The organism is Brevibacillus sp. NPDC003359, assembly GCF_042878995.1.
GTDB lineage: Bacteria > Bacillota > Bacilli > Brevibacillales > Brevibacillaceae > Brevibacillus.
The window spans coordinates 124,844-145,221 of the sequence record NZ_JBIAOR010000006.1; the positions used below are offsets into that span (position 1 = coordinate 124,844).

4 protein-coding genes are annotated in these 20,378 nt (G+C 54.1%); all 4 read right to left on the bottom strand.

Features of this window, described 5'->3' with window-relative positions; translation table 11 throughout:
* Nucleotides 1–3: 3 nt before the first annotated feature.
* From ACFYU8_RS17355 to ACFYU8_RS17370, 4 genes are read right to left on the bottom strand one after another with little or no spacing between them, the layout of a single operon-like run.
* Nucleotides 4–1,242, bottom strand: coding sequence for a beta-ketoacyl synthase N-terminal-like domain-containing protein (locus ACFYU8_RS17355; RefSeq protein WP_390301181.1), 1,239 nt, complete (start codon nt 1,240–1,242; stop codon nt 4–6).
* Nucleotides 1,220–1,462, bottom strand: coding sequence for an acyl carrier protein (locus ACFYU8_RS17360; RefSeq protein WP_390301178.1), 243 nt, complete (start codon nt 1,460–1,462; stop codon nt 1,220–1,222). The genes ACFYU8_RS17355 and ACFYU8_RS17360 overlap by 23 nt, the downstream gene beginning before the upstream one ends.
* Nucleotides 1,459–14,823 carry an SDR family NAD(P)-dependent oxidoreductase gene (locus ACFYU8_RS17365; RefSeq protein WP_390301174.1) on the bottom strand — a complete coding sequence of 4,455 codons (13,365 nt, stop codon included), beginning with the start codon at nt 14,821–14,823 and terminating at the stop codon, nt 1,459–1,461. Before ACFYU8_RS17365 ends, ACFYU8_RS17360 begins: the two co-directional genes overlap by 4 nt.
* 18 nt (nt 14,824–14,841) lie before the next feature.
* Nucleotides 14,842–20,367 carry an SDR family NAD(P)-dependent oxidoreductase gene (locus tag ACFYU8_RS17370; RefSeq protein WP_390301171.1) on the bottom strand — a complete coding sequence of 1,842 codons (5,526 nt, stop codon included), beginning with the start codon at nt 20,365–20,367 and terminating at the stop codon, nt 14,842–14,844.
* Between the last annotated feature and the right edge of the window lie 11 nt (nt 20,368–20,378).

Here is a 20,378-nt window from a genome sequence, read left to right on the forward strand (position 1 = left end):
GTTTTAAATCTTTTGCAAGATGACCGCTGTATTCATGCCGCCAAAGCCCATGCTGAGGCATAAAGCACGAGAAATGGAGTACGGGACGAATTGTTCCTTCACCCAATTGAACGACTCGTCAACCGGAAGCTCCAGATTACGCGTCGGATGAAGGCGGGAGTTGCGCATTTGAAGCAATACCGCAATAATTTCCACGGCTCCTGCCGCACTAAGGCCATGGCCTGTTATGGATTTGGTCGCATTAATGTAGGCATGCGACAATCCGCTGTCTTTAAGCGCGCGCAGCTCCGTTTCATCACCGACCGGGGAGCCCGTTCCATGCGGATTGACGTAGTCGATGTCGGCGGCTGCAATGCCGGCCCGGAGAAGAGCTTCGCGGATCACGCGCATTTCTCCCTCGTAGGACGGATTCGGATTTCGGTTGCCGTCCATCGCGATCGCCGTAGCGGTAATGGCTGCATAAGGAAGAACCCCTCTCTTACCAGCACAAGACGCGCGCTCAATGACGACGGCAGCGCAGTTTTCCCCGTAGATGAAGCCGTCCCGGCCGCGGTCAAATGGCCGGCATGCCAGATCCGGTCTGTCGGCATATTGATCGGAGCCCATTGCGCCCAGATTGCGAAAGGCCGCAAGCTCCATATAGGAAAGGTCGGCCAATGCCCCGACTGCGATGCAAGCATCGACTTCCCCCGAGCTAACAGCTTGAACGGCTTGAGCGATAACAGCCTGACCGCTTGCGGATGCGCCTCCCAATGTAAACGCAAATCCGCGAATCCCAAACTGCTCCGTGCAAAGTCCGCATAAATCACTGTCCATGTACGTCATCGCATAAGTGGGCCTCAGAAACGAAGGACGTTCCGAATACGAGGCATAGGCTTGGAGAGCCTCCCGCTGCTGTAAGTTGGAACCTCCGATAATGAGGCCGATACGCTCTGGCTCAACCTGTTCCAGAACTGCATCCTCCCAAGCCTCATGCATCGTTGCCATCGCAGCCTGCCCGGAGAAGGAAGCCGTTCGCAGCAGCCGTTTAGAAAGACGTTCCGGCATAACCAGCGATTCGATCTCCGCCCCCAGGAAAGCAGAGCTTCCTTTTTGGCGACCTGGACGGTTCAGCACAGAAAAGGCGTGCCGGCCGTCAAGGAGGGCTGCCGCGAAGGCCGCCTGTCCTTGACCAATGGCCGATGTGATGCCGATGCCTGAGATGACGATATCGTCCGGCCTACAGCTTACCCAAGAACCCATCGGCCAGTTCCCCTATGCTCGACATTCCAATAAACTGCGATCTTTGAGTCTGCAAAAGCGACAAATCCTCCATCACCATCGAAATTAGATCCGCGCGATCGACGGAGTTCAATCCGAGATCCGAAAGCCGGTCCTCCAGCCTCAGTTCCCGTCCCTCTAATTCGGGGACGATCTCATACAAATTTTTTATGATAACGGCTGTTATTTCTTGTCTGTTCAATTCCGTTCCTCCTCAAGGATAAGACGACTGACGTAATCGTTAGCCTCATGAATGTCCAGCCTACCGCTTTCTACTTGCTGTAAAATGTCATCCAGCATAAGCGGAGAACGTACGGTCTCCTGTTCCGGGGAAGCGCCTTGACCCCGGCTCAGCTCGGAACTCAGATAGGCCGCGAACTGTCTGATCGTCGAATAGTCATATATTTTCGTCGCCGTGATGCTCGTGCCGTATTGCTTATTAACCGCCTTGATCCATTCGACGCCGACAATCGAATCAACCCCGATGTCCACGAATTTGATTTCAGGATCAATCTCGTCAGGCTGCATAAACATGGCCTCCGCCATGCTCTGGACCAATTGTTCTTCCAGTACCTCCAAGGAAACACCGTTGTTTGGAGGGGGCATTCTTTCTTCGGCAGAGTTCTCATGTTCGGCTGCCGTAAGTGCCGCCGTTTGTTTCGGCAACCGGCTTACGTGATCGTAATCGTGTTCTGCTTCTGCTTTTGCTTCCGTTTCGTTCCCAACCGAAGCGGCCTTCTCAGCGATTACGCCGTGCAAATAGGCGGCAAATTCGCTTAAAGTCGAGTAATCGTATATTTTTGTCGCCGTAATGGATACGTCATACTTCTTATTTACTGCTTTGATCCATTCCACGCCGATAATCGAGTCCACGCCGATTTCGATAAACTTTCTCTCTGGGTCCAATTCGGCACGTTCCATAAACATCGCATCGGCCAAGCTCTCGGCCAGCTGCTCTGTCAACACGTCGAGCGATATGCGCTGCTTCGATACCCCGTCGATCTTCTTCAATTTAATCGGCGGGAGCCGCAGCGAGTGTCCGCTTCCGTGATCGATTTGATCGGGAATGTTCGATAACGGCCTTAACGTAATTGTCTCCACCGCTTCCCGGTCCATCGTTCCAGGCTCATGAATATGAACTTTTGGAGCTGGAACTGGAGCAGGTTCGCTTCCATATGTTCCTTCGAATTGATGTCCTTTGCCGCTAATGTTATACCAGCATTTTTCTTCAGCGAACGGATAGGAGGGCAGACTAATGCGTGTCGGTGCCGTTTTGCCGTAGACAAGCCGCCAATCGAAATCAATACCGCTTACCCATAAAGACAGAAGCGGATCAAACTTCTCAGAAGCAAACCATCCTAGCCAGGTCGATTCATCCGGCGCTCCAGCCTGCAGCTCAGACAGTGCCGCGCCTGACTTCACCCTGCCGAGGTGCAGCTTCTCCATTCGGCCGTTCTCGGCAATCGCCTGCAACCCGCGTTTTAGCTCCAGAACCGAAGAAACGGACATAGCCGCTCGTTCTTCCATCGCCTCACGACCCACCTGAAGGGTATAAGCCGCATCAGACAAGTTATCATCCGTAATCTGCCGCATCGCTATTGCATCCAGATAGCGAGAAGCCAATCGTTTCAATCCCTCTTTGTTCGGCGCAGACAAAACAATCGGAACGGTACTCCCGGCCTGATCGACCGAATGTACCGCTGCGGGCGGATTATATTCTTCCACGATTAAGTGAGCATTGGATCCTCCCGCACCGAACGAAGAAATGCCCGCTATGCGCGGCATTTCCTGCTTTTCTCCGCCTGCTTCGACGACGAGCCGCTTCCATTCCTCCAGCTTCTGCTGCACCCTAAACGGTGTATCCGGGAAGACGATATTCGGGTTCAGCTTCTCGGAATGAAGCGATGGCGCCAGCTCCCCGTATTTCAACTGCATCAGAACCTTCGTTAAGCCCGCAATTCCCGCTGCGCTCTCGCAGTGACCGATGTTGGATTTTACGGAACCGAGCGCACAAGCGGATGTCGGAAGGGCACTCGTTTTCCATACATCACTTAAACCTTTTACTTCGATGGGATCGCCAAGCGCCGTACCGGTCCCATGCGCTTCGATATAGCTGATCGCGCCCGGATCAATGCCCGACTTCCGGATCGCCCGCTCGATCACACTTGCCTGCGCTTTCGGATTCGGAACCGAGTAGCCGTTCGTCTTACCGCCATGGTTGACGGCTGAGCCTTTAATGACGCCGTAGATGCGGTCATTGTCGGCAATGGCCCGTGACAACGGCTTTAACAGAACGGCGCCGACGCCTTCGCCCGGCACGTAACCGTCGCCTCCCTCGCCGAAGCTCTCGCACCGGCCTTTGCTCGACGCGAATTTTCCTTGCGCAAGCGCCAAGTACTTATTCGGATGAATGGAAAGGTTTACACCCCCTGCTATAGCTGCATCGCATTCTCCCTCCCGCAGACTTTGGCAGGCCAAATGTATCGCGGAGAGTGAAGATGAGCACATCGTATCGATAGCCAGGCTCGGTCCATGGAAATTGCAAAAATACGATACGCGGTTCGCAATCGACGAAGCGCTGCCCGACAGCGCCATCGGCCGGCCCCGAACCGTTTCTTCCGCACCATAAAGCTGATATTCCTCGTACATGACACCGACGTAAACGCCTACATTACCGCCAAGACCGGACGAATCGAGCTGCTGCAGGTCCTGCCTCGTGTATCCGGCATCCTGCAGCAGTTCGTACGTGCACTGTAGAAACAATCGCTCCTGAGGATCCATAAACGCCGCTTCTTTGCGCGAAATGTGAAAGAACAGCGGATCGAAGCGATCCACCCCTTCCAGGAAGCCTCCCCATTTGGAATAGGTTTTCCCCTGTTTATCAGGCTCTGCATCAAAGATTGCCTCATGATTCCAACGGTCTGCTGGGATTTCGGTGATGCTGTCGACGCCGTTCCGGATATTGTGCCAAAACGCCTCCACGTCTCTTGCTCCCGGATAGCGTCCGGCCACCCCGATAATCGCGATATCCTCCGGCCGCCATTCGGTTGTAGCACCTACCGATTCAACATCGTTATTGCCGGCTGGCGGTTCTACTTTCTCTACAGCATGGCTGTCATGACGCGAAAGCCCGGCGCGTTCAGGGATGGACGCTGCCGATTCGAACGAAGAACCGTCCTCCAAGCCCAAGACAGCAGACAGACGGCCGAGGTGAGCACGCATCAAATAGCCGGCCAACTCCCTGATCGTCATATATTCAAAGAACAGCGTTTTGGACAACATTCCGAATGATTGTTCCAGACTCGCTGTCAGCTGCATGATGGTCACTGAATCGACACCATATTTCTCGAATGGCGTATCCTCATGCATCCGCTGAATGGGCAGCTTAATTACCGCCGATACAAGCGATTTTAAGTACGCTATGGTCTTCTGCTCCAGCTCATCCTGCGGAAAGGCCGGAATGCCGTCAGCCTTTACAGGCTGCTGCACGACAGCTGCCTGCCGAGCTTGAGCCTGCGGTGGAGACTGGCTCCCAGCCGTCAAGGCAGCCCGCATACGGGAAGGATCTCCCGCTATCGTCAGGACATGGTCCGCTGCAGATACTGCTGCGGCATATAAAGCGTGCAACCCGTCGGCGGTTTCGAGCACAGACATCCCGGTCAGCCTGTTCATCATGGAGAGCGTTTCCTCATCGATTTGCATGCCGCCCTTCTCCCAGAGCGGCCAGGCGATCGAGCAGGCTTTGCCCTTGCGAAGTCCTGAAGCCGTAAGATCGTTCCGATGCGCTGCGAACGCGTCCATAAACCCATTGGCGGCTGCATAGTCGGCTTGACCGAAATTGCCCAGCGTTCCGGCAAGAGAGGAATAAAGCAGCATAAAGTCGAGCTCCATATGCCTCGTTGAACGGTCCAGATGAATAAGACCGGTCACTTTAGCGGCGAATACCCGATCGATGTCTATTTCCGTTTTTTTCAAGATGAAGCTGTCCGCTCGAGTGCCTGCGCAATGAATGATGCCGGACAAACCGCCATAACGAGCTTCTATCCGTTCGATTGTTTCTTGGATGGCGGAAGCGTCGCTGATGTCCAAGCTGCAGTACTCTGCATGGGCTCCCACCGCTTTCAATTCGTCAAGATGCTTCTGTATTTGTTCATCATGAGCGGAGCGCCCCGTTAGGATCAGGTTCGCACCACTAGTTCGCGCGGCGGCATCTCGCGCAGCGATCATCCCAAGCTTGCCGCAGCCGCCTGTGATCAGATACGTGCCGTTATGTTTCCAAGGTACCGGAACCCCGTTTTTGAGTCCCATTTCCACAAGCCTTTGAACATAACGATTGCCGGCTTCATAACGAATGACGTCATCTTCCGGTTCAGACCCATTCTCTTCGATAATCCCGGCAATGACAGGGCCCGCCGAGTCCTTACCCAGTAAAATCGTCTGCCCGACGACACCGGGATGTTCAAGAGCAGCAGTCTTCAGCATTCCGCTTAATCCAACCATGAGACGCTGATTGTCGTTGTACGGGAGCACCAATTGAATCAGCGTCCTGCCTTCCGTACCATGAAGTGCGGATTGAAGCTGTTTCAACATCCGTTTGGCATAAAACGTATAACGCGACTCCAACGTCATACTTTCCAGGCCGTCGCCCAATAGATGAACCTCAGCCCCGCCCCCCTGTTGCATGAGTTGATCCGCAAGCGAGCTGTCCGATCCGCCCAACAAGACGATACGCCTGGTATAAGTCACTGTGTTCTCCGTATAGCAAGGCTTCCGTTCCCATATCGGCTGGAACAAAAGCGTTTCCTTAGGGGTTGCAACAGGTTGATCACGAACCTCTTCACCGTCAATCCGTCTGGACGTCAATCCTCTCATCCGTACACAAACGATTCCACTGCTGTCGATAAGCTCGATATCCAGCTTGCGGATCGGGCTCTCCGGTAGAAGACCGCTGCTGAACCGGATCCATGCCCACATCTCTCCTGAACATGGGCCAAGGATGTCCAATTCCTCCAGCGCAAAAGGAACGATTGGGCTCATGGACTGCGGCTGCCCCTCCATTGCTTCCAGAACTTGACGGGGAAACAAGCCGATCGTTGCCTGGAAGACGGAATCAATCAAACTCGGATGAAGCACATAATCATGCGGCGTGCCGGCTGCTTCCGCCGGAACAAACACGTTCGCCAATGCTTGATCGTTGCCGGTATAGATACTTCTGATCCCTCTGTTGCCGGGTCCATACAAAAGTCCGGCTGATTCGAACGCCCGATAGCATTGCCCGCCTGACAGCTTCGGCCCGCTGCATTGTGCTCTTATGACTTCAATATCCATAATCGGGCTCTCTTCGGGCTCCTGAAGCGATACCGTTGCCGTACAATACAAGGCCTCATTCTCGTCTTCGCCTTGATCGGTAAAGACTTCGCATGCCAATCCTTCGTCTTCCTTACGGAGCCGAATATGCACCTCGGAGGATGCGTCGTTTATGACAAGCGGTTTTCTCCATACGATCTGATGAAGACGAGTGCCTGCCGAACTTAACAGCTTACCGGCTGCAGCCTCAGCGGCAGCGCGAATCATTTCGAGGTAAGCGGCGGCCGGCATGAACTTATTCCCATGAACAACATGATCGCTCAGGAACTGCTCCTTACCGGTAAACAGTGAACTGAAACGCAGCTGCGACACTTCCGATGTATTCCGGTGCAGCAACGGATGAAGAGGCTTTCCGCCTTCTCCTTCCCGAGCAGATATGCTGTCGGTTTCCGGTATCCAGTACCTCTCCTCCGCAAACGGATACGTTGGCAGGCTCATCCGGCGGGGAACCGTATCTTCGTAAAGCAGACGCCAATCGATGTTCAGCCCTTTCACCCACAGACCGAGGATCTTCCCGAATTTCCCTTTTCTCATCCATGCCTTGAACGTCTCCGATAAATCCTCGTCTGTCCGCCACATTTGCATCAGTTCATTGGTCTGGATGTGACCGCGGAAAACGTTGTCCCTATCTTCGCGATCCTCTAAATAAGCAAGCAGCTTATTCTCCAACTCTTCGATCGAACCGACGAGCATCGCCAGCCGTTCCTCCATCGCTTCCCGGCCCACTTGGAGGGTGTAGGCCAGATTCTCCAGGTTTGTGTGATCACAGCCTTGATCGCGTATGAGGGACAAGAGACGCTGCGCAACGAGCTGTAGACGCTCTTCGTCGCGCGCTGAAAGTACAATGATAGCCGGATCGTGCCTATGGTAAGTCTGCTTTTCGCCTGTCACATGCTCGTCTGAAATATATTCTTCGATGACGAGATGCCCGTTGGAGCCTCCCGCGCCAAAGGAAGAGAGTCCGGCGATTCTCGGAATTTCCCTTGCAGTCCCGTCTATGGTCAGAACAGGTCGGTTCCAGGCCTCCAGCGTCCGCTGTACCACAAAAGGTGATTGCTCGAAATCGATGTTCGGATTGAGCTCCTCCGCATGCAGAGAAGGCGCCAGTTGACCGTATTTCATCTGAAGCAATACCTTCGTCAAACCAGCAATGCCTGCTGCGCTTTCGCAATGGCCGATGTTCGATTTGGCCGAGCCGATCGCACAAAAGCGATCATCTGCCGTATAGGCGCGGAAGGATTGGCTCAAGCCCGCGATTTCAATCGGATCGCCAAGCGAGGTGCCCGTGCCGTGCGCTTCGATATAGCTAATGGTTCGCGGATCAATACCGGCATCCTTGATTGCCTCGCCAATGACATCGGCCTGCGCAGCCGGACTGGGTACCGAATAGCCGTTTGTCTTGCCGCCATGGTTGATGGCCGTTCCCTTGATAATGCCATAAATGTGATCGCCGTCCGCAATTGCATCTTCGAGCGGTTTCAGCACAGCTGCACCTACCCCTTCGCCGGGTACGTAACCGTCGCCGTCTTTCCCGAAGCTTTCGCAGCGACCTTTGCTGGAAACGAATTTGCCTTGGGAAAGGAAAATGTATTTATTCGGGTGGACGGATACGTTGACGCCGCCGGCCACGGCAACACGGCTTTCCCCTTGCCGCAAGCTTTGGCAAGCCAGATGAATGGCTGTCAGCGACGAGGAACACATCGTGTCCACCGCCATGCTTGGTCCTTTGAAATCGCAGAAGTAAGAGACCCGGTTTGCGACAGACGAGGGATTACCGGATAGTGCGATTGGCTTCCCTCGGGCAGTCAACTCCGCGCCGTATAGCTGATATTCCTCGTTCATGACGCCAACGAATACGCCAACCCGCTTCGTCTTCCCTTGCCCCTCGGCAGCGAGCGTTTCCCGTGTATATCCGGCGTCTTCGATCGCTTCATAGACGCTTTGCATAAACAATCTTTCCTGCGGGTCCATGATCTCGGCTTCACGCGGCGATATATTAAAGAACAACGGATCGAAGCGGTCGACGCCCTCTACAAATCCGCCCCACTTTGTATACACTTTGCCCGGCTTGCTCTTATCCGGGTCATAGTAGACGCTGTGATCCCAGCGGTCGGGCGGAATTTCGCTGATGCAGTCCTGACCGTCACGAAGCTTCTCCCAAAATTGTTCAACATTTTTAGCGCCCGGATAACGGCCGGCTATGCCGATGATCGCAATATCGTGTACACGACTTCCGTCCCGTGCTTCTGTCGGCCGCTTGGACATCGGGCGTGCAGCTTTGCGGCGTGCTTCCTTTGGCTTCGGTAATACGGTAATAGGACTCATGGAATCTTCCTCCGCTATTTTAGCGCCAACTAACTCGGCCAAACGGAACCGATGATGTTCGATGAAAAAAGCCGCCAGTCGACCGATGTTCGGGTATTCGAAAAACAATGTTTTCGACAGGGAACCGAAGGCTGCTTCCAGCCGGCTGGTGATTTGCATCACCATGACGGAATCGAGGCCGTACGTTTCCATCGGAGCGTCCGGGTCCATCCGGCTGGCGGGCGTGCCGGCCACGGATGATATCAAATTCGTCAAGTACGCGACCGCTTTCTCCTGAAGCGCATCGCTTTGATCCCAAGCGGACGGCTCTTTCATACCGCTTTCGAAAGCCTGCTCCTTCCCTTCGTTCTGTGCCATCCGCATAAAGGCGCGCAACGTTTCTTTCTCACCGTCGATAACGGTGATTTGCGATTTTCCTGCAGCCAAAGCCATGTAAAACGCTTGAATGCCCGTGCTGCTTGCCATTGCCCGCATGCCGCTCTTCTGCTTCAACAGCTTTGCCGTCTCGGCATGAACCTGCATACCGCCTTCTTGCCACAGTGGCCAACAAATCGACAATGTGCGGCCATGCCGTTGTCCGGCTCCCACTAACTCGTTACGGTAGGCAGCAAAACGATTCAGAAAAGCGTTGGCGGCCGCATAATCAGCCTGAGCGGGATTACCTATTACACCTGCTAAAGCCGAGAAAAGTAGGAAGAAATCCAACGGAATATGGCGAGTCGCATCATCCAGATGGACCGTTCCGGATACTTTTGGCCGAAGGACCTGCTGAAGTTCAACCCCGGACTTCTTCTTCAAATACGCATCTTGAATAACACCGGCGCCGTGCAGGATCCCGTTCAATGTACCGTATTTGCGGCAAATCTCTTGGATTAGCGTTTCCACTGCCTCCAGGCTACCGACATCCGTTTGCCTGTATTCCACCGTCAGCCCTCGATTGGTTAATTGCTCTATCCGTTCGCGCTTGTTTTGGTCCAGCGCTGATCGTCCCGCAAGGATCACGGCAGCGCCACGGGTCCTTCGCGCAATTTCTTCCGCAAACAGCACGCCAAGCCCGCCTGTCCCCCCGGTTATGAGGTAAACCCCGCCATCCTTCCAAGGAACAACTGCAGACGACTCGGGAAGCGTACGCATCTCGCGCCAGCGCAGAATGCTCTGCTGCTCCCTATTCAATCGGATGTGCTGCCATTCTGGGTGCTTTGCGTACGCCCCTAGTAATTGGGCGAGGTGCTGCTCACTCGACTGAGCTTCAAGCTCGATCAGCTGGCCGGCTATTCTCGGCTCTTCCATGGCCGCCGTTTTGAGCATTCCCGACAACCCCGCAGCCAATTGCTGTTGATCGGTATGGCCGATAAGCAGCTGTATAATAGTGGAGCGGCTATCCTGCAGCACTTCCTGTACGATACCGAGCAGCTGTTCTGCATAAGTATGGTAACGCAGGTCGATCTTATCCTGATGTTCGGTCTGCAGGGCGATGCACCGGACGTCATCCCCCTGTCCTTCGATTTCCTTCAGAGCGAAGGCACAGTCTTCAGTAGCGACGACAATTCGGCGCTCATATCGGTGCACAGCTTCGTTTGTACCTATAGAATCCTCCGCCGTTTCCCATATCGGCTCGAACAATAACACCCCCTCGTCCGAGTGTGTGTTGGCTTGTACCGAACGGGCAGCATACCCTTTGATCCGTACGCATAAACGGCCCTGAGCGTCAACCAAATCGATATCAATCTTCTTAATGCCGCCATGCATCCCCGAGTCGTGGCTGAATCGCAAATACGCCCACATCTCGGCATCCATGGCATGTACGATATCGAGCGTTTCAATAGCGAAAGGCAGAAGCGGGCTTAAACGAAGACTGCCATCCAATGGGCTTACGTTATTTTCTCCGAATACAAGACCGGCCATCGATTGGAGTGCGGCATCCAGCAGACCTGGATGCATCGTAAAAGGCTCCACGCTCCCTCGATCAGCAGGCATCGACAGCTTCACCAGCGTAGCCTGTTCTCCAATATGAAGCTGCTCGATGCCCTTGTGGGTGATGCCGTAATGAAAGCCGATCTGTGCAAACGCCTCGTAGCATGCTTCCGACGAAACCGTATGGCGGCATGCCGCTTGCGCCTCCCGCACATTCAGCCGCTCCTCCGGCGCGGCTGCCGTCCACCTTCCCGAACCTTGAAAATGAACAACCGCTTCTTCCCTGTCTTTATCCCCCGACAAGCTGTATACCTCGAACGTAATTTCCTCATTCTCTCCGGAAGCGAGCGCGATGTGAAGGACAACCGGTTCATCCCGCGCAATGAGGGGTTGTACCCATCCAACATGCTTCAGCTGCAGGATTCGTCCGTCGTCAGCAGCCGATTCAGTAGCAAGCCGTACGGCTGCATGAGCCATTTCCAAGTAAGCGGAGCCGGGAAAAATCTTCTGGCCGTTTAGCACATGGTCCGTGAAGAAGGGCTCATCGCCCGTGAATACGGAGCTGTACCGCTGCTCCGTAAGCGTCGACGTATTGCGGTGCACCAGCGGATGAAGAACTTCCGATTGCTGCCGTTCATCCCGCTTCACCGACTCACTTACTCCGCTAAGCGGCACCCAAAATCTCTCCCGTGCAAAGGGATACACCGGCAATGAAATCCGTCTGTATTGACTGGCTGTAAACAGCTTGTCATACGCCAGCTCATAGCCTTGCTGATACAAGCTGGCAATCCTTTCTAACATCTCCGGCTTATCGAACTCCGAATTACGCCATTCCATGATGCACGCCAGACCCTCGTTCTTCTTGATCGCATCCTCCTGCCGTTCCCATTCGTGCACGACCGACGTAAAGAGGCCCGGCGCGCTCCCCTCAAGGAGCCAGCGGTTCAGCACAGCGACAAGAGCAGTCACATCCTCGATGACACAGGCCAGACGATGCGGCAAATGCTTACGTCCAATCAGCAACGTATAGCTCATATCCCCTACATCCGCTTCGGGATGCTTGCCGCAGTAAGCGATAAGCTGCTCCGCCTGCTGACGCAGCTGCGCGTCGGACTGCGCCGACAGCACCAGCAAATGACTGCGCGTTGGCCTTGGCTGACGATCTATCGTTGGCGCTTCCTGAAGGACCATGTGCACATTCGTCCCACTGAAGCCGAATGAACTGATCGCCGCGAACCGGCTTTCACCCGGCTCAGCAGGCCATTCCTTGAGGTGGGTGTTGACGTAGAAGGGGCTTCCTTCCATTCGGATATTCGCATTGCCCTTCTGATAATGAAGAGATGGCGGAAGCTTTTTATATTTCAATGACAACATTAGCTTGATCAACCCCGCGATGCCCGCTGCAGCGATCGTATGGCCGACCGTTGTCTTAATAGAGCCGATCGCACAGTATTCCGTTTTGGCTGTGTAATGTCTAAATGCGCGCGTCAACGCCTCATGCTCGATGGGGTCGCCAAGCTTAGTACCGGTGCCGTGTGCTTCTACCAGTTGAATGCGCCCGGGATCGATGCCGAATTGTTCATACACTTCGCGCTCGAGCTCTTCCTGTGCAGCACCACTCGGTGCCGTAATCCCGTTGGTCGTGCCGTCCTGGTTCATGCCCGATCCGGCAATGACACCGTAGATATGGTCGCCGTCGGCAATCGCATCGCTTAACCGTTTGAGAACAACCGCACCGACGCCCTCTCCCGGCACAAAACCGTCCGCCCGTTCATCAAACGTATAACAGCGCCCGGAAGCAGACAGCATGCCTGCCCGCTGTGCACTGTCGTGGAAAGTCGGGGTAGACTGAATGAACACACCCCCGGCCAAGCTCATATCTGTCTCACGCACCCACAGTCCCTGACATGCAAGATGAACAGATACGAGTGAGCTGGAGCAGGCGGTATCGACTGCTATCGCCGGGCCTCTCAAGTTCAAATAATACGAAATTCGAGCAGCTACGATAGCACCGGCATTTCCCCACATCGCCTGCGCCGGGGGATTGTCGCCGATCAGATGCATATAATCGCCGATATTGTACCCGACATAAACGCCGCACCGGCGGCCTTCCATTGCCGATCCGGCATAGCCGGCGTCCTCCAGCGCTTTCCAGGACTCCTCCAGAAACAACCGCTGCTGAGGATCCATGTAAACCGCTTCCGTTCCCGAAATATGAAAAAAGTACGGGTCGAACTCGTCATAATCATCAAGTAAGCTACCATAGCGAACGATATTGGAGTCCGACTGTTTCCATCGCGTGATTTCCCCGACCAAATCCGTTCCACTGGCCAAATGCTCCCATAATTCTTCCATGCTACGGGATTTGGCAAACCTTCCGCTTATGCCGATGATGGCAATCGGCTCCTTATGAGCCGGCCCTTGGGCTCGTGCATCCGCCTTCTGGAACGCAGGGGGCGATTCGACTTCGTTCGGCCTAACAGCCGCCTGCGGCGCTATGCGGTCCGCAGCTCCGAAGACCCGGGAAACGGCTTCGCCGTGCTCAGCCAGCAAATAGCCTGTAAACTGATTAATCGAGCTGTATGTAAACAGAACGGTCGTCGGCAGTTCAAGTCCAAGCTCCTCATTAACCAATTGGATTAAGTGAACGCTCGTAATGGAATCCAGCCCGTAATCGGCAAAAGCATGGTTCGGAGCGATCTGATCGCGGTCAACCTTAAGTGCTGTCGAGATGTGCTTTCTAAGCATGAGCTTGACAGCTTGCACGTATCTGTCATTGTCCTGAGCAGTCCAATCCGCTTTCGGTTCCACTTTTCCGGTATCATCTGCCGTTGTGGAGACAATCATCGCCGCAGCAGTATCCATATTCGACCCAGTTCGTTTTGCTGACGATGTGCCGGATTTTCGTACAACGCCATCGCTCTGGCAAGCGATAATTTGCTGTCCCAAGCTCCGGGCTTCCTGCGCCGGGAAATAAACCGACTGGAACCCCTCCTGCTCCAAAACTTTCGTCCAGGTCTCCGAAGTTAAGGCGGGCGAACCCGGAATGCGCAGCCAGTCGTCCTCATAGAGCCACCAGCCATCCAGAAGACCGAATGTCAGGTGAGCGAAGAGCGTATTGTTGCTCATCTCATTTAGCAGCAATAAACCATTTTTTTTCAGTGCAGATTTAACGGTGCGCAGCGTATGCCGAATATTTTTTGTCGCATGCAACACATTTGACGCGATGACCATATCGAATGTGCCTGACGAAATCCCCTGTTCCTCCAAGGGCTCTTCAACGTTCACGATCCGGCAGCTTAAATAGGGAACTGCCGGTCCGTATTGTTCTTGTGCACGGATAAGAAGTGCTTTCGATAAGTCGCTGTAAACGTACTCCGCGATCTGTACCCGATAAGGCTCCAGCTTGCGGAAGACCATCTCGCTCGTATCGCCCGTTCCCGCTCCCAGCTCAAGAATGCGCATCTGTTGCCCTTGACCCAGACTTTTTACATATGCGGCCGCTGTATTGGCCAACACCTCGTTAAAGTAATCCGATACCGGATTATATTTATAGATGCCTTCGACAAGCTCCATCGAGCCGTTTGGAAACAGAACGTCAGTGGCGGAGGTCCGGCCGGTCAATATCGCCGGAAGCGCCCGAAGCGCTGTTTCCAACAGGTTGACTTGGGCATGTAAATTAGGATTGTGCAGCCATTCCTTCTTGGCGGCCGCCCACTCTTCCCACACCTCGTTCAGATGAACAGGAGGAGCTGCTTTCGCAAGGCCCTGTCCTTGTGGCAGCCTGATATACCCCTGTTCGGTCAGCTGTGTAAGGCTCTCTTTAAGCCAGCTTCCATAGCGCGAATGCACCTTGGCCTTCAGAGCGTCCAAGTCAAACGGATGCTGTGTAAACCGTCCGAGTTCCCACAGCTGCCCCCACAGCAATTTATAGGTTAACGCGTTTAATTGATCCAAGACGAACAGGCCCCTTTCTTATGGCGTGATTTCCGATCGTCCGACAAAACGGGACACAGCTTGTGCCATCTGGTTCAACGTCGTCCAATCTGTGAAAGCCTGCATTTCCGCTTCCATCATGAAGCTTCTGTTAAGCTTGCTTAAAAGCTCGGCCAGCTGGACCGTATCCAATCCGTATTCCGCAAACTCAGCGTTCGGGTCGATTTCGTCGGGATGGACGTCCAGCAAACGGGACGTTTCCCCGATCAAATCATGCAAAATCAGTTCGGCTTGACCGTACGGCCCAACCGGTTGGCCTCGTTCTATGTTCATACCGGCAATGAGATCAGGAAGTGCCGGCAGCTCCACCATTGACCTGTAATCGCCGCTGAAGCCCGGGGTGTCGAACATGACGTCTATTAGCCTCTCCGAAGCAAAGCCTGCTTCCATGACACTCTTCGAGGCTTTAATAAATGCCATCTGCTCGATCGGACTTGCAAGCAGCGTCTCCAACGCCTCCATCGCATCGGAAGGCGTTATCGAACCGATGCCGTCACGCACCATTCTTGCCCGATAATCGTCCGAAGCGACAATGCCCGCACTTCCCCAGTAACCCCAATTCATTATCTTCATCGCACACGGCCAGTCACTGGCCAAACGGATCGCGAAGGCATCCTTAAACGTGCAGCCTGCTGCATAATTGCTTTGACCCGCTCTTCTGGCGAAGGACATCATGCCTGAGAAAAACAAAACAAAATCAAGCGGCTCTCTGCGGAATATTTGCGCTAGCCGTACACTGACATCAATCTTGGCTCCAAGCCCTGCCCGGAAGTCGTCCTCCTGCATATTGGCGAGACTATGGTCTCGCAGGACGATTGCAGCATGAACGACACCATGAATGGCGCCGAAACGTGCTTTGATGACCTGATAAGCATGATCCAGCGCTTGGGCATCCGCTGCGTCCGCCTCTATATAGAATGGCTTTGGCCCCGTAGTGGACACCCGTTCGATTGACGCGCTGATCGACTCATCCTGCCTACGGCGTCCAAGCCAGACTATCTGGGCCTGATAGCGGCGTATCATGTACGCCGTCCAGACTTCACCTATACCCCCGGCCCCGCCAATAACGACGTAGACGCCGCCTTTCCGGTAACCGTTGTGCTGCATGCCGGAGGCGAGATTCACGGGAGCCAGCCTTTGACACAGCCATTCCCGTCCCCTTAAGCACCACGTGTTTCCTTCCTTATCCGGAGGAAGCGTCAACAGCGTTTCAATTGAAGTCTCCCAGCCGGGCTCCAAATCCAGTAAACGAATCTGCCAATGGGGATATTCTTTTGCAAGCGCACCTATCAGTCCATGCACACTCGCATGAACGGGATTTATCCTGTCCCCCGTGTATGCCCGCTGGGTTTGGAAGGTGAGGACATCGACACTCAGCCTTTTTCTGCCATATCCTGCGTGCAGCAGCGCCTTGATCAAACGGAATAGCAACAGGACACCAACCTTTTGCTCGGAAAGTAGTGAATCGTCATGAAGCAAAAATTCGGAAGGCGGCGCAAGCCAAAATAAATGATCGATGACGCCGAATCGTGCCAGCACCATAGCGATCTGCTCGATATCATCCTCTTCGCCCACGTTGACTGTAAAGGCGTTTGGATAATGAACCAAGAGAGCATCCCGGCTTTCAGCCGTTCCTCCGATGATCACAACGCTTCGGCTGTTCGCTCCGGGGTACGCAGGTCCGGATTCAACAGGCACAGGCTCCCAAACAGGTGTAAGCAAAACATGTTCAAACGCTTCCGGACGGTTCTGTGGTTCGCGGATAAAGCGCTGCTTCTCAGCTGCCAAGTCTGGACTAGCTTCAGCTTCCTTCTTCTTGCCGCTGCCCGGCAGCCAGTACGTTTTGCGTTCAAAAGGATAACCCGGCAAACTCACCCGCCTAGCTGGCTTGTTCTCATACATCCGGGTCCAGTCTACCTTCAGACCCTTCACCCATAATTGCCCAAGCCTGTCAACATTCCGGAGCTCGATCCAACGGCTTACACGGCTTGCAAGATCGTCTTCCGCTCCGATCGAGGCCAACTGCTCCTTATCCGATTTCGCATGGCCGCGGTATATCGAACCGTCATCCGACGTCTTATTCAAAAAATTTCGTAAGCGAAGGGATAACTCTTCCTTCGAAGCCGTGGTAAAAGCAAGCCTTTCATCCATCGCCTCGCGGCCGATCTGAAGCGTATAAGCGATTTCCGCCAATTCCGCATCCGCCAATGATCCGCTGTCCAAAGCCGAAAGCAGTCTCTCCGCCTGAATACGCAGCCGTTGCTCGTTTGCGGCCGACAGCAGAATAAGCATCTCTTCACTAGCGGATGTTTCTTTTCGAGCTTCACTCACAGGCGGAATATACTCCTCGAGCACAATATGCGCATTGGCGCCGCCTGCGCCAAAGGAAGAAATGCCCGCAATTCTCGGATACTCTTCCTCTTTGTCGTTCAGGCGAACGACGGGTCTATCCCAATCCGCCAGCTCCTGCTGGACCATAAAAGGCGTGTTTTTCATCGGAATATTCGGGTTTAGCGTTCGCGCATGCAAGCTCGGTACGAGCTTCCGATGCTTCATTTGCAGCACGATCTTCGTTACGCCGGCCACACCGGCCGCCGCCTCAAGATGACCGATATTCGATTTGACCGAACCGATCGCGCAATATTGGTTATCCTGCGTATCTTGGCGGAACGCTTGTGTCAGCCCGGTAATTTCGATCGGATCGCCCAGCTTGGTGCCCGTACCGTGCGCTTCGATATAGCTTACAGTTCTGCTGTGAATGCCGGCTTTGTCGAGCGCTTGCCGGATCAGCTGTCCCTGGGCATTCGGATTTGGAACGGTGTAGCCATTTGTTTTGCCGCCATGATTCACACTGGTGGCTCTGATCACGGCATGAATCCGGTCACCGTCGGCAATGGCTTGCGACAGCCGTTTCAGCAGCAAAACACCTACCCCTTCTCCCGGAACGAAGCCGCTACCGCCGCTGCCGAAGCTTCTGCATTTGCCGTCGGTGGACAGCATCCCATGTGCGCTAAGCTCGATATAATTAGACGGATGAAGATATAAGTTGACGCCTCCGGCGATTGCCAATTCGCATTCCCCGCGCAAAATATGCTCGCAAGCTTCATGAATAGCGGTTAACGAAGAGGAGCACATCGTATCGATCGGCATGCTCGGACCATTGAAGTCAAACAAGTACGAAACTCGATTGGCCACGGAGCTAAAAGACGTAAAGGGAAGCATGCGCTCCCCCTGTTTTTTGAACTCAGGTCCGTACAGATTAAACCCTGTTTTCGTTATTCCGGCGAAAACGCCGACTCGACCGCCGTACTGCGAAGCCAGATGCTCTCTCGTGCAGCCCGCATCCTCAAGCGCATGCCAGCAGCTTTCGAGAAAGAGCCGTTCCTGAGGGTCCATGCAGGACGCCTCCAGCGGCGATATTTTAAAGAAGAGCGGATCAAAGCTTGTCGCATGCTCCAGAAATCCGCCCCACTTGCTATAGCTTTTCCCCTCGGAGACCGCAATCTCCGAATTGGGCTCATAGAAACCTTCGACCGGCCAACGACCCCCAGGAATTTCGGTTATGCAGTCCATGCCTGCGGCAAGATTTCGCCAGAACGCGTCCAAATCTTCGGCCTGCGGATATCTGCCGCTCATCCCGATAATCGCGATCGGTTCCTTCTCTGCCGGCTGACCACTCTTTCCTGCAATGCCGACCGATCTGCTGACCGTTTGATCACTTTCACCGATCGGTGACAACCGGGGCATCGCACCGGAGGACGAAGCTGCCGCCGCGTCATTTTTCTCCTGTGTATCTCTCTCGGCCAGTCCAATCCAATTGAGACATTGATGCGGATACGTTGCGCTCAAATAATCGGCTACGCCTCTTAGTGTCTTGAATTCGTAAAACAGCGTTTTGGAAAGCTCACCGAAGTCATTCGCGAGATTGCGGTTCAACTCGGTAATCATAATCGAATCGATGCCATACGTTTCCAACGGTTCATCTGGATCAATGCTGTCCGGATTGAGCCTCGTATAGCCCGAGAACAAATGAATCAGCCGTTTCAGCGTCCGCTTGTCCAAGTTTGGATCCAGACTGACGCCTTCGACAAGATCGGCCGAAGAACGGCTTCGGTCATTTTCTACAAAACGGGTTAGCTTAGCACCAGCACCGTAGAGTACCATGGCCCGGCTCCCTCCGCTTGCAAGCGCAGCGTAGAATGCACGGATGCCGATCATTCCCGGCATCGCCGCCATCCCGGTCTCACGTTCCAATGCTTCCTCGGCTCCGGGTTCGAGCTGCATCCCGTTCGATCTCCAGAGCGGCCAGTTGATTGCGATCATTCCTGACCTGTTGTGGTCCGTCTGTTGTCTCCATGCGGTATAAGCATCCATAAAGCCATTCGCCGCCGCATAGTCTGCTTGGCCGGCATTGCCATATACACCCGCTACGGATGAGAAGACGGCAAACACGTCCAGCTTGATATCCTTGCTAGACCGGTCCAAATAGACGAGTCCCTTCACCTTCGGACCGAGCACCTCGATAACCTGATCACGCGTTTTGCGGTACAAATATTCATCGCGGATGATGCCTGCCGCATGTAGAATCCCATTCAAGCCGCCATATTGATGCCGAATTGCATCGATCAATGCAGCAACTTGACGTTCTTCGCTTAGATCAACCTGCCTATATTCGACCTTAGCGCCAAGAGCCGCCATCCGTTCGATTCGGCCGGATGCTTCGTCATTCAGCGTTGCCGATCTTCCAATTAGTATAAGAACAGGCCGGCTCACCTGCCTTGCGATTTCCTCAGCAAATAACAGGCCGAGTGCGCCCACTCCGCCTGTTATTAAATAGATGCCGCGGTCTTTCCATGGCATTCGCACCTGCTCCTGCAGGACAGTCTCCTTCTTCCACGCGGAACGGTAACAGCGGCCGTGCCGGGATCGGACAGCACTTGTGCTGCCGCCCCCCCAAGCACCTGCCTCAAGCGCACTAGAAATATCTCCCTTACCATTTTCCGACCATTCGAGACATTCTACCGTGAGCTTCGGATTTTCTGCACGTGCGGTTAACAGTAAGCTGTATAATCCGACAAGCCATGGCGACTCCTCTTTATTTGCGATGAAGAGCTGCACAAGCGTTTCCCGCCCGGTGTGATTATGAAGAAGGCGCTGGAGGCGGTCGACGATTTGGAGTGTATAAGCCTCATACCGCTGCTCGATCGGCTGCTCTGAGAATTCAAGAACAAGCCATTCGGCTTTGCCTGTCATGCATTCTAATTTATCAGCGCGGATCTCGATCGACTCGCCAAATATGATCAATCGGTCCTGATTGAGCCCAGGGGGGGCCGATGGAAACTTTGCAGTTTCCTCTTCGGACGGCCGAAAAAGCAGCACGCCGTATTCATCATTTGCTTCGGATGGGGCGCTCTGCTTATACTTGTTCAACATTCGAAGGGCCTCCGGCTTGGACAGACGGCCCTCTTGGACTCCACTCAACACATCTTGCAAAAAATCTCTCATATTGACCTCCC